The 11755-nt window shown below is 61.8% G+C and carries 9 protein-coding genes; 1 reads left to right on the top strand and 8 read right to left on the bottom strand.

Annotation, left to right across the window (positions count from 1 at the left end; all coding sequences use genetic code 11):
- Positions 1-18: 18 nt before the first annotated feature.
- Both DW823_RS02820 and DW823_RS02815 read right to left on the bottom strand, forming a co-directional pair.
- Positions 19-1392: a hemolysin family protein gene (locus tag DW823_RS02820; RefSeq protein ID WP_118080135.1), complete on the bottom strand. Its 1374-nt coding sequence runs from the start codon at positions 1390-1392 to the stop codon at positions 19-21.
- Between the two features lie 110 nt (positions 1393-1502).
- Entirely contained in the window at positions 1503-2186 is a 684-nt protein-coding gene (locus DW823_RS02815) for a hemolysin III family protein (RefSeq protein WP_199574320.1), read from the bottom strand.
- A 186-nt stretch (positions 2187-2372) separates the two neighbouring features.
- On the opposite strand from DW823_RS02815, the gene DW823_RS02810 reads away from it, so the two are divergent.
- Positions 2373-3338, top strand: coding sequence for an alpha/beta hydrolase (locus tag DW823_RS02810; protein WP_118080133.1), 966 nt, complete (start codon positions 2373-2375; stop codon positions 3336-3338).
- Between the two features lie 132 nt (positions 3339-3470).
- Here DW823_RS02810 and DW823_RS02805 read toward each other — a convergent pair whose 3' ends face one another.
- The 6 genes from DW823_RS02805 to DW823_RS02780 all read right to left on the bottom strand — a co-directional run bounded on the left by DW823_RS02805 (position 3471) and on the right by DW823_RS02780 (position 11633).
- On the bottom strand, positions 3471-4676 hold the full coding sequence (locus DW823_RS02805) for a DUF362 domain-containing protein (protein WP_118080131.1): 1206 nt from the start codon (positions 4674-4676) through the stop codon (positions 3471-3473).
- A gap of 109 nt (positions 4677-4785) precedes the next feature.
- Positions 4786-7452, bottom strand: coding sequence for an ABC transporter permease (locus DW823_RS02800; protein ID WP_118080128.1), 2667 nt, complete (start codon positions 7450-7452; stop codon positions 4786-4788).
- 8 nt (positions 7453-7460) lie between these two features.
- Complete coding sequence (locus tag DW823_RS02795) at positions 7461-8174, bottom strand: ABC transporter ATP-binding protein (protein ID WP_118080126.1); 714 nt, start codon at positions 8172-8174, stop codon at positions 7461-7463.
- 131 nt (positions 8175-8305) lie between these two features.
- The gene (locus tag DW823_RS02790) at positions 8306-9511 is read right to left on the bottom strand and encodes an ABC transporter permease (protein WP_118080124.1); all 1206 of its coding nucleotides are present in this window, start codon (positions 9509-9511) and stop codon (positions 8306-8308) included.
- Complete coding sequence (locus DW823_RS02785; RefSeq protein ID WP_118080121.1) at positions 9498-10685, bottom strand: ABC transporter permease; 1188 nt, start codon at positions 10683-10685, stop codon at positions 9498-9500. Before DW823_RS02785 ends, DW823_RS02790 begins: the two co-directional genes overlap by 14 nt.
- Before the next feature lie 9 nt (positions 10686-10694).
- Complete coding sequence (locus DW823_RS02780) at positions 10695-11633, bottom strand: ABC transporter ATP-binding protein (RefSeq protein WP_118080118.1); 939 nt, start codon at positions 11631-11633, stop codon at positions 10695-10697.
- Positions 11634-11755 lie beyond the last annotated feature (122 nt).

Genomic DNA, 11755 nt, shown 5'->3' with positions numbered 1-11755 from the left:
CCCCTACTCTTCCTTGCCCTACTCGTCGCCGTCGTGCGGGTCCGCAGAACCCGCGTCCGACGCCGCCGGCTTATCTGCCGAGGACTCGGAATCCTTCTTATCGGTTTCGGCCGGAGCGATCACGCGAATGAGCGAGATGCGCTGGCCACGCATCGACTGCACCTTAAACTTGTACCCCGCAACCTCAAACACCTCTCCGATGTCGGGCACCGAGTCGCAAAGCTCCAAAATCCAGCCGGCGATGGTCTCATAATCATCGCTTTCCTCGAGCGGCCAACCAAGCTCAATCGCGTCATCGCACGAAAAACGCCCATCGACAAGCCACTCGCGGCGCGAAAGGCGCGTGAGGTACTTGTTGTCGGGGTCGAACTCGTCCTCGATCTCGCCCACGATCTCCTCGACGATGTCCTCGATGGTGATGATGCCGGCCGTGCCGCCGTACTCGTCCACGACCACCACGATCTGGTCGTGCGAGGTCTGCATCTCGGACAGCAGCGGCAGGATGTCCTTGGTGTCGGGCACAAAGGTGGCGTCGCGCAAAAAGTCGGCGATGGGCTGGTCGCCCTTGCCGTCGAGCGAAGGCTGGATCAGGTCCTTGATGTGCGCGATGCCGGCGACGTTGTCGGGATCCTCGTGATAGACGGGGATGCGGCTAAAGCCGGTCTGGCGCATGGCGGACAGCACGTCGGCGACCGTCTCGTCGTCCTCGCACATGGTGGTGTCCACGCGCGGCACCATGACCTCGCGGGCAACGGTGTCGCCCAGGTCGAAGATCTCGTGAATCATACGCTTTTCCTCGTCGAGCAGGTCGTCCTGCTCCGAGACCATGTACTTGATCTCTTCCTCCGAGACGTTCTGGCGGTCATCGGCGCTCTTGATGCGCAGGATGCGGGCCAAACCGTCGGAGCAGGCACCGGTCAGCCACACGAGCGGGCGGGCGATCTTTTGGAACACCGAGAGCGGTCCCACGACCTGCTTGGATACGCCCTCGGCGTTAGCGAGGCCGATGCGCTTGGGCACGAGCTCGCCAATCACGATGGACACGAAGGCGACGGCGACGGTGATGATGACCGGCGCCAGGCCGCGCGCAATGGCAGAGAGCGGCGCGATGCCAAAGCTCATGAGCCACGTGGCAAGCGGGTCGGACAGGCTCGTCGAGGCGACGGCGGACGAGGCAAAGCCCATGAGCGTGATGGCGACCTGGATGGTGGCCAACAGCTGATCGGAGTCTGCGGCGAGCTGGACGGCGCGCTCGGCGCGTTTGTCGCCTTCCTCGGCATCGTGCTCCAGCACAGCGCGCTTTGCCGTGGTGAGCGCCATCTCGGACATAGAGAAGTAGCCGTTGATGAGGGTTAAAACGAGGGTAGTGATAAGGGAGATGGTTATGTCCATCGGGAGTTTCTCGAACCTCCAAGATTCGGGACGTTAGGGTAAAACGTTGATGGCGGATACGGCAATTGTGCCAGCGCCCAAACGAGGACGCGGGCGCGAAGGCGTGGTCGCTAGATTACGAAGAGGATCACCGCCATGAACTGGAAGATGCTGCCGGCGAGCACCCACAGGTGAAACACGCTGTGCAGATAGCGTACGTTTTTGGCGATATAGAACGGCACGCCCGCGGTGTAGCACACGCCGCCGACGGCGAGCAGGGCAAGTGCCACGGGGTTGAGCAGCACCACAAGTTCGGGCAGCTTAAAGACAACGAGCCAGCCCATCAGCAGGTAGACCAAGCCACTTACCCAGTGCGGTTGACGCTCGCGCATAAAGCACTCGAGGGCGATGCCGCTAATGGCGATGGCCCATACGGCAAAGAACAGCGCAGGACCGCCGTCGTTTGCGAGCGTGATGAGGCAAAACGGCGTATAGCTGCCGGCTATGAGCAGGTAGATGCAGCTATGGTCGATAATGCGGAACACGCGCTTGGCGCGCGCGGGCTGAATCGCGTGGTAGAGCGTGGAGGCCAGATATTCGAGGATAATGCTGACACCATAGACAATCGCCGCGGCCATGTGGGCCGGGCCTCCGCCGCGCAGGGCGGCGAATACGATCAGGAGCACCAGACCCGCGATACCCAGCAGGCAGCCGACACCATGGGTGACGGAGTTCATGATCTCCTCGCCCACCGTGTAGTGTGGAACGGCCGCGGTCTTGGGCCGCGGCTTAGAACTGTCGCTCGAATCGGACATGCCGGTTACATCCTCCAACGTAAAGAGTTCTCAACACTATATCAAAGCGTCTGGGTACGTGCGAAATTTGCACCATATGTGACCCTTTGTTTACCCATTCTTTGCTTGTTGACGCATCAACGGCGAACGTCCATAATGCGCTTGCATTAAATGTTGATGTATTAACATCTTATAGGAGAATACCGCATGGCTCAAAACGCACGTTCCCATCGAAAGCTCAAGATAGCCGGCATCGTTGCACTGGTGGCTGTCGTCGCGCTGCTTGGATTTGCCGGCAACTTTTTGTTTGACTTCGCGCTGAATCCCCGCGCGCCATACACCATGAAGATGATGCAGGATAGCAAGAACGACAAAGAAGGCGAGCAGCCGGATGCCGAGGAAACCGAGGCGCGGGCATGGTTTAAAGAGAATCGTGAGAGCAGCAGCCTCACCGCAGATGACGGAACCGAGCTCGCCGCTTGGTATTTTGCCGCCCCAGAGACCACACACAATTACGCTGTCTGTCTACACGGATACACCAACGAGCCCATCGGCATGGCCCGATACGCCAAACGCTTCCATGACCGCGGCATGAACGTACTCGCGCCCGCCGCCCGCGCCCACGAGCGCTCCGGCGGCGACTATATCGGCATGGGCTGGCCCGAACGCCTCGACATCGTCGCGTGGATCGAGCGGATCGTTCAGGCTGACCCCGAGGCGCGCATCCTGGTCTTTGGCGAGTCGATGGGTGCGGCAACCGCCATGAACGTCGCGGGGGAATCTCTGCCCGCAAACGTGAAATGCATTATCGAGGACTGCGGTTATACGAGTGTTTGGGACGAGTTTTCCTTGCAGCTTAAGGATGTATTTGGGGTGCCCAGCTTTCCCTTGCTCGATGTAGCAAACTTGGTGTGCAACGTGCGCGCGGGCTACGACTTTCATACGGCGAGCAGTGTGGAGCAACTCAAACACGCGACGGTTCCCATGCTGTTTATCCACGGCGACCAGGACACCTTTGTGCCGTACGACATGCTCGACCAAAACTACGACGCGTGCGCCAGCAAGGTCAAGCAAAAGCTCACCATCCATGGCGCTACCCACGCCAAGAGCGCGCAAGTTGACCCCGAGCTCTACTGGAACACGGTCAACAACTTCCTCGACGAGTATTTTTAGGCGAATAGCACGGTTTACTGGTCTATCTGACCCCCTAGCACTTCCAAAAAGCCGCCCGCGAGAGCTGTGCTCGCGGGCGGCTTTTGCTAACGTTGCGCTACAAAAACGCTTGTTTTGTTCAATAGCTAGGCTCTATTTGACCTCGATGAGCTCATACTTGCTCGTGCCTAGGCCGATCTTCTCGGCATGCGCAATGCAGGTGCGCCAATCGGTGTCGGGATGCGTGATGCAGAAGGGGTCCTTGGCCTGCTCGCCCTCCAGATGCTCGTGGCTATGCTCCATCTTGGCCGCGCTATCGGTGAGCTCGGTGTTGGGCAGCGGTTCGGATGCCATGACGGCATCGGCGCAGGCCTGGTCGATGGCGACCGGGTCGAAGCTCGCGAACATGCCGATATCGTTGACGATAGGCGTGTCGTTTTCGGGATGGCAATCGCAGTTGGGGCTGATATCCATGGCAAGCGAGATATGGAAGCTCGGGCGGCCGTCGACGACGGCCTTGGTGTACTCGGCGATCTTGCAGTTGAGCACGTCGGCCGCGGCGTCATAGCCGGGCTTGATGCAGTCCTGATTGCATGCCGCAATGCAGCGTCCGCAGCCCACGCAGCGATCGTGGTCGATGGCGGCCACGTGGACCGTGCGGGTGTTGCCGTTGGCAAGCTCGCGCTCGCGGGTATCGTCAAACGAGATGGCGTCGTGCGCGCAGATTTTTTCGCAGGCACGGCAGCCAACGCAGTGCTCGGTCGCGACGTTCGGCTTGCCGGCGGCATGTTGCTCCATCTTGCCGGCACGGCTGCCGCCTCCCATGCCCAGGTTCTTCATGGCGCCGCCAAAGCCGGCCTGCTCATGGCCCTTAAAGTGGGTGAGGCTGATCACGATATCGGCGTCCATGAGAGCCTGACCGATCTTGGCCTCGCGCACGTACTCGCCGCCCTCGACCGGGACGAGTGCCTCGTCGGTGCCCTTGAGGCCGTCGGCGATGATGATCTGGCAGCCCGTGGCATACGGGGTAAAACCGTTCTGGTAGGCGGTATCGATGTGCTCGAGCGCGTTTTTGCGGCTACCGACGTAGAGCGTGTTGCAGTCGGTGAGGAAGGGCTTGCCGCCCAGCTCCTTGACGACATCCGCGACGGCGCGGGCGTAGTTGGGACGCAAAAAGCTCAGGTTGCCCAGCTCGCCAAAGTGGATCTTGATGGCGACGAACTTGTTCTCAAAGTCGATCTGCTCAATACCGGCGCGGCGGATGAGGCGCTTGAGCTTGTCGAGCTGGCTCTCGCGAGCATGCGTGCGCAAGTTGGTGAAGTACACCTTAGCGGGTGCTGCGGGTGCAGTTGCGGTCATAGATCTATCCCCTCGGTCTATATGGCGTTACAGACATAGAGGATGGTACCCGTTAAAGTAGGGTCAAAGTCAAGCGCGAAACCTAGTCGTTGGGGAGGTTCTTAAACGACTACTCTTGGACTTTAAGGGCTTCGGCCAGGCTCACGCGCTTGATAGAGCGCGTGTGTAGCAGCGCCACGACCAGATAGGTTGCAAAGCCGATTCCTGCGCACGCCGCCATGGACCACCAGGGCACATAAATCTCGATATTGCCGTTGTAGGCGAGCAGCATCGAGCGGAAGATGGCCGTGAGCGAGCCAATAATGACCGGCAGGCTCAGCACGAGCGACGCCGCCACGCACAGCGTGATCGAGCGGATGTACAGATGCGAGATCTCACCATCGCGATAGCCAAAGACCTTCATGTAACTGATCGACCGGGCGCTATGGTCGATGACCGCCTTGGTCAGCAGGTACATAAACAGCAGGAAGATAAACACCGCGAGCCCGATCATCATGCCGATCATTTTGCTCATCATGCCGATAAACTGGTCGCCCACGGCGCGCATGTCGTCGGGCGTGGTGTCGCCGGCAAAGTAGCGCGCGTCGAGGTCGAGCTTCTCGTCGCTCACATAGCCGTTAAAGTAGGCGGCGTCGTTGTCGAACAGCTCGTTAAAGTCGTTGATACTCATATAGATATTCATGTCCGACTTGGAGCCCCAGGCACAGTCCTTGCCCGCGTACTCAAGGGAATAATGCTCGCCCTCGTACTTGTCGCTGAGCGTGACCTTCTGGCCCTCGCTCCAGCCAAACTTGTCGAGCAGACCGCCGCCAAAGACGACGCGCCCATCGCCGACATCGAGGCCCTTCCAGTAGCGCGAGTTGGGCGAGATGCCGTAGACGGAAATCGTCTCCTGCCCGTTTCCGTCGCCGCGGTCGTACTGCAGCTGGTAGACAGCGTATTTCTCGGCCTGCGCGATTGCGCCCGCGCCGTTGTCGGTCGTATTGACTGGGTGGATATCGTCGTTGTCAGTGTCGATCTTAGAGGCCTTGTCGATCAGGTCAATGGCCTCGTCGCGGTCGCAGCCGAGGGCATCGGCCAGGTCGTCGAGGCGCGCGTAGAGCGCATCCTTCTTGTCCTGGACCTTGGCAAGCGCATCCTGCGCTGCAGTCAGGCTCTCGGCAGACGGAGAGCTGGCCGCGGCATCGGTTGCCGTCTGCGCCGCATCGGCCGCGTCGTCGAGCTCGTCATCCGCATCCTGGGCGGCGGAAAGCAGCGCGCCGTCAACCGACTGCAAGCGCTCGAGTGCCGACCACTGCTCACGCTCCTCGGCAGTGCCCTCGAGCTCCAGCGGAGCCTTGAGCGTGTACTGGTGCTCGGCGACCAGGCTCGTCTCGAGGTTGTCGGCGTAATGCGTCATCGTGGGCAGAATCGCCAGGCCAAAGAGCAGCAGCAGCGAGGCAAACGCAATGCCCACGAAGAGCGTGGCGAAGTTGCCCAGGTTGCGCAGGAAGATGCGCAGGCGAAAGCGCGAGACAAAGCCCATGCGCTCCGGCAGCTGCAGGCCGCGCTTGGTGCCCGATTTGCCGCTCGCCTCGTGACGAAGGAACTGCAACGGCGTCTTGCCCATCTTGCGAAGCAGGCCCACCAGCGTAATGAGGATGAGCGCGGCGGCGGGAACCACGGCGCACTTCACAAAGATCTCCCAGCTCCAGTACACCTGGAAGGGCGGCAGACTGTACGAGCCGTAATAGAGGCTGCGCATAGGCTCGGTAAAGAACGCAATGCCGAGCGCGGTGCCCAAAAGCGCCGCGAGCACACCCACGATGGCGGGAAGCGCCAGGTAGTGGAGTACAATCTCGCGACGGCGATAGCCGCTGGCGAGCAGCGTGCCAATGATGGCGCTCTCCTCCTCGATGGTGGCGTCGGTGAGCACCACAAAGACAAACGCCATGATCACGATGATAATGTCGAGCAGCGTCATCCACATCATGGAGTCGCCGTCCACGTCGTCGCGCGCATAGCCAATGCCTTGGTTGGAATCGACATCGATCAGATCGTCGACGCGCGCATCGGCATCGGTCAGCGCCTCGACCATATCCTGCTCTGCATCGATGCGATCCGCGGTGGGGAGATCGCGGTCGGTAAAGGTAAAGGAGTAGGTGTAGGCAGGCGCGCCACCGGCGTCCTCAAGCGCGGCAAAGCCGGCGTCGGTGACCTCGGCCACGCCGTACGTGATGGTGTTCACCGTAAAGTCCGAATTGTTGAGGAACAGCGCCTGGCTATCGGGCTGGGTCATGATGCCGCAGATGGTGTAGGTGCGACCCTCGAGCTCGACCTTATCGCCCACGGCGAGGTCGTTGTTGGTGGCAAAAACGCGGTCGATGGCAACCTCGTCTTCTGCCTTGGGTTCCTTGCCCTCACAGTAGGACGCAATGTCAACCTTGGTGCGATGCGCGTAGGTGCGCAGGGTGCGCTTGGTGCCGTCGTCACCGGCGGTCTTTTTGATGATGGCGTCGATGGAGAAATTCTTGTAGAGCGTGACGCCGCCGACGTCGTCGGCTGCATCCTCGGCTGCCTTGAGCTGGTCGTCGGTAGCCTCGAAGGAGGTGGTCACGCGGCCGTCCTCGATCGTGTATGCATCGCGCATGTCGTCAATGAGGCAACCGATGGAATGCGCCGCGAGCAAAAAGCCCGAGGTGAGAGCGATGCTCCCGCACATAAGCAAAAAGATGCCCAGGTACTTGCCGATATTGCGGCGCAGCTCGCGCGGGAGACGTTTTGCGAGAGGTGTCATGGCGCCGCCTACCAATCGAGTTCGGCGGCCGCGACGGGCGACTCGTTGAGCTCATCCTCGACGATGCGCCCGTCGCGCAGGCGCAGCACGCGATTGGCCATGCGCGCGATGGCGGCATTGTGGGTGACAATGATGATGGTGCAGCCGTAGGTGCGGTTTACATCCTCCATGAGCTGCAGGATTTCCTTGGACGTCTTATAGTCGAGCGCGCCTGTGGGCTCGTCGCACAGCAGCAGACCCGGGTTTTTGACGAGTGCGCGGCCGATGGCGCAACGCTGCTGTTGGCCGCCCGAGACCTGGCGCGGGAACTTGTTGCGGTGCTCGTAGAGGCCCAGCGAGCGTAGCAGGTCATCAATGTTGAGCGGGTTTTTGGACAGGTGCGCCGTGACCTCGATGTTTTCCTTGATGGTAAGGTCGGGCACCAGGTTGTAGAACTGAAAGACAAAGCCCAGCTCACGGCGGCGATACTCGCCCAGGTCGCCGGCGTTGAGCGTGGTGAGGTCGCAGCCGTCCACCAGAATAGAGCCGGCGTCGGCATCCTCCAGGCCGCCGATCAGGTTAAGAAACGTCGACTTGCCCGAACCCGAAGGTCCCAGCATGACGCAGATCTCTCCGCGGTTGATGGACGTGTCGATGCCGTCGAGCACCGTCAGGCGTGCATCCCCATCGCCGTAGTGCTTTTTGAGATTCTTAACCTGGACGTAGGCTTCCTGCGTTGCCATGGTATCCCCCCCATTGTTAGCCTCGTACTACTTTATAAGCGTAATAGTAAACCTTGGCGAACTATTTTTGGGCGAGAGCGGGGATTTGTTTCAAGACTAGTCGTTGGGGACGCTCTTAAATGACTAGGTGGCTAGGCGCGGGATTTGGCGCGTGCGAGGGCGAAGCCTGCGGCGGCGATGGCCACGGCAAAGAGCACCGTGACGCCTAGGTCGCAGGCGATGTCCCCCAGCACGGCAGACGTCAGGTCCGAGGCAAGCGCCTTGCCGATCGCGTCGTTCACCCAAAACGTCGGCACAAAGTGCGCCACCGTCTGCACGGCCGATCCCATGAGCGACAGCGGCATCCAGGCGCCGCCCAAAAACGTCATGAGCATGCCGAGTAAGTTGCCCACGCCGTTGAGCAGCTCCTCGCGCGCACCCAGGCTCGACAGCGCAAAGCCAACGGCCAGCGGCGTGCACGCCAGGGCAAACGTCGCTGCCAGCGCCAGGCACACACGGCCCACGCCGACCTCGGCGACCGCGCCGGCAAAGCCCACGACACCCATCATGCTCGACACAAACCAGATACAGACGGTGAGCACGGCGGCCGCCGCAAACACGGCAAGCGAGCGCCGGCGCTCGGAGATTGGACCGGCATCCATACGACGCACACGCTCGGGCTCGTTCATGCCCGAGAATACCAGCCCCACCGACACGATGACCGACGAGATAATCGCGTACGCACCAAAGTTGAAGTACGACTCGAGCGTGGCGGCGGCAGTCGAGTCGACCTTGATCTGCTCGATCTCGACCTCGGCACGCTCGGTGGCCGCATGCTCGGCGGCCTTGGCAACGTCGCCGTTGGAGGCGGCGGGCTCAAGCGCCGCCGCAGCGCCCGCGAGCGAGATCCAGCGCGAGGCCTCGGCAGACGAAAGCGCCGCCGCCATGGTGCCGGCACCGTAGGTCACATCGAGCTTGGGCAGGGACTCCCCCGCGCGGGCGGCTGCAACGAGGTCGCTCTCAAACCCCTCCGGGATAAAGAACACGCAATCGGCGCTGCCCTTGGCGCTGTTGCTCTTGGAGAGCGCACCCGCGAGGTCGTAGGTGTCGTCGCCGATGCCCGTGACCAGCTCAAAGCGCGAACCCAGATGCTTGGTAAGCGCACGCGAAAGGTCGCTGTCGTCGCGGTCGACCACGATCACGTTGGCATCGTAGGGCTTGTACTCGGTGAGCTGCGACGAGTTCCAGCTCACCGAGGCCGCAATGAATACGCCCATGAGCGAAATGAACACCGTGTAGATGAGCAGATAGAGCGGGTGCGCGAGCGCCATGCGAAGCGCGGTCTTAAAGGTGCTCATAGCGGCTCCTTCCAAAGATCAGCGTGGCGGCGGCAACGAACAGCAGCGCCATAAGGACCAGTGCGCCGGCGCGAACGGCAAAGGGGCCCAGGTCCTCAAAGAAATACAGGCGGTTGAACATGTCGCAGATAAGCTTGACGGGGTTGAGCCAGCACTCGGCCGGGCAGGCGCGGGCGACGTCGTCGGCAAGCGCCATCGCCGGCTCGCCGTAGAGCCCGGCGAACAGGGCGCACGTGGTAGCAAAGCCCGTAAGGATGCCGGACTTGGACGCCTTGCCGCCCTTAACGGGAAGCGTGCCCACAAAGAGCCCCAGGCCCGTGGCGGCAAGCGCGGAAGCGGCACCGCCCACCAGACACAGCCCCTCACGCCCGCCAAAGTCGACGCCCACGACCAGGCGCACATAGCCGATCGCGATCGTCATCGAGGCAAAGGAAACCAGCCACGAGCCCACAAAGATACCGGCCAGCGACGCCGTCTTGGAAAGGCCGCCCACGCAGCGACGCGCACCAAGGCCCGACAGATTGGGCTGCAGGTCGACGACGCTCAAGGCGGCAAACTCGGCAGACATCATCGCGACCAGGCCAAAGAGCGCATAGTAGTAGATGACCGTGCCATCGGGCGTGGTACGCGTCAGGCTCACGCGACGGGTGCCGCCCTCGAGCGACAGGGCGCGCGCAACCGCCTCCGGGTCGGCGAGCGCCGCTGGGTTGTCCTGGGCAATTTGGGACATGAGCTCGGCATTTTGTGTATACGAGCTTGCCACCGTCTCCAGGATGCTGCGATCGGTGAGCACCGACGACGCACGCGAGCCGTCATAACTCGATAGCAGCGTGAGTTTGGGCGTGCCCGCGTCGTCGACCGTATAGATGCCCGCGACCTCGCCGGCCTTAAGCGCACGGCTCGCGTCGGCTGCGTCGTCGCACTCGTGGATCTCGAGCAGTTGGTCGTCGCCTTCCTTGGCAAGCGAAGCCGCCACGTTCTTAAAGGTCGAGGCGTCCCAGGCCTCGTCCGCCACGATGGCAACCGGCACCGGATCGACCGTGCCGTCGGAGCTGAGGTTCGCAAACATAAACATGAACATCGTTGAAAGCGCAATGGGAAAGATCGCGCCCCAGACCCATGTACTCGGTCGACGCAGTAGCGTCTTGAGCGTGGTGATGATGGTGTTGAACATAGCTGCCCCCTAGTCGCGCAGCTCGCGGCCGGTGATCTCGAGGAACACGTCGTTGAGGGTCGGCGGCTCGCTCCACACGCGGCCGAGTGCCACGTCGGCGGCGCGCAGCGTGTCGAGGATGTCGACCAGGTTGTGCGGACTCGCCTCGCAAGTGCAGACGAGCTCGCCGCCGGACAGTTCGACGCTGAGCACGTGCTCGAGGGCGCGCAGGCGCTCAACCGTGGCAGTCTCGACGGCGCCGACCTCGACCGTCACGCGCTCGCCCATCTGAATCATGCGCTTGAGCTCGTCGTTGGTGCCCTGCGCCAGTACGCGGCCGCCGTCCATGATCATGATGCGGCTGCAAATCTGCTCGACTTCCTCCATGTAATGGCTGGTATACACCACCGTGGCGCCCTCGTCGCGCAGGCGGCAGATGCCCTCCAGGATGGCGTTGCGGCTCTGCGGGTCGACCGCCACCGTGGGCTCGTCAAAAAAGATGAGCTCGGGCTTGTGCGCGATACCGCAGGCGATGTTAAGGCGGCGCGCCAGGCCGCCCGAGAGCTTGCCGGGGCGGAACTTGGTAAAGTCGCCCAGCCCGACAAAGTCGATCGCCTCGTCCACGAGCGCACGGCGGCGCTTGCGGTCGTTGACGTAGAGGCTACAGAAATAGTCGATGTTCTCGCGCACGGTGAGCTCGTCGAACACCGCCACCTGCTGCGGCACCACGCCGATGCGGCGCTTGAGGTCGTAGCGGGCGGGCGTCATGGGCTCGCCGAACAGCTCGATGGCGCCCTTGTCGTAGGCAAGCAGCTGCAGGATACAGTTGATGGACGTGGTTTTGCCCGAGCCGTTGGGGCCGAGCAGGCCAAAGATCTCGCCGGGGGCGATGTTCAGGTTAAAGTGGTCGAGCGCGATAAGATCGTCATAGCGCTTGACGAGGTTTTCGACATGGACGATGTCTGTCATGAGGCGGCCCTTCTGTTGGTTGTGGCCCGGTACGATTGCATCATCGCAGGAGTGGGTGGCGCGCGCCAGTGAGCTTTGTCACGAGTGCGGGGGTCTTGGTCGTGCGGCCTGCCGACGCCCCC

Source organism: Collinsella sp. AM34-10, from assembly GCF_003469185.1.
Classification (GTDB): domain Bacteria; phylum Actinomycetota; class Coriobacteriia; order Coriobacteriales; family Coriobacteriaceae; genus Collinsella.
Note: the sequence above shows the minus strand (reverse complement) of the source record. Positions and strands in the feature narration are given on the sequence as shown.

Coding starts and splice junctions, on each gene's coding strand:
- DW823_RS02820 (WP_118080135.1), bottom strand. CDS start 1,392: ATGGACATAACCATCTCCCTTATCACTACCCTCGTTTTAACCCTCATC.
- DW823_RS02815 (WP_199574320.1), bottom strand. CDS start 2,186: ATGTCCGATTCGAGCGACAGTTCTAAGCCGCGGCCCAAGACCGCGGCC.
- DW823_RS02810 (WP_118080133.1), top strand. CDS start 2,373: ATGGCTCAAAACGCACGTTCCCATCGAAAGCTCAAGATAGCCGGCATC.
- DW823_RS02805 (WP_118080131.1), bottom strand. CDS start 4,676: ATGACCGCAACTGCACCCGCAGCACCCGCTAAGGTGTACTTCACCAAC.
- DW823_RS02800 (WP_118080128.1), bottom strand. CDS start 7,452: ATGACACCTCTCGCAAAACGTCTCCCGCGCGAGCTGCGCCGCAATATC.
- DW823_RS02795 (WP_118080126.1), bottom strand. CDS start 8,174: ATGGCAACGCAGGAAGCCTACGTCCAGGTTAAGAATCTCAAAAAGCAC.
- DW823_RS02790 (WP_118080124.1), bottom strand. CDS start 9,511: ATGAGCACCTTTAAGACCGCGCTTCGCATGGCGCTCGCGCACCCGCTC.
- DW823_RS02785 (WP_118080121.1), bottom strand. CDS start 10,685: ATGTTCAACACCATCATCACCACGCTCAAGACGCTACTGCGTCGACCG.
- DW823_RS02780 (WP_118080118.1), bottom strand. CDS start 11,633: ATGACAGACATCGTCCATGTCGAAAACCTCGTCAAGCGCTATGACGAT.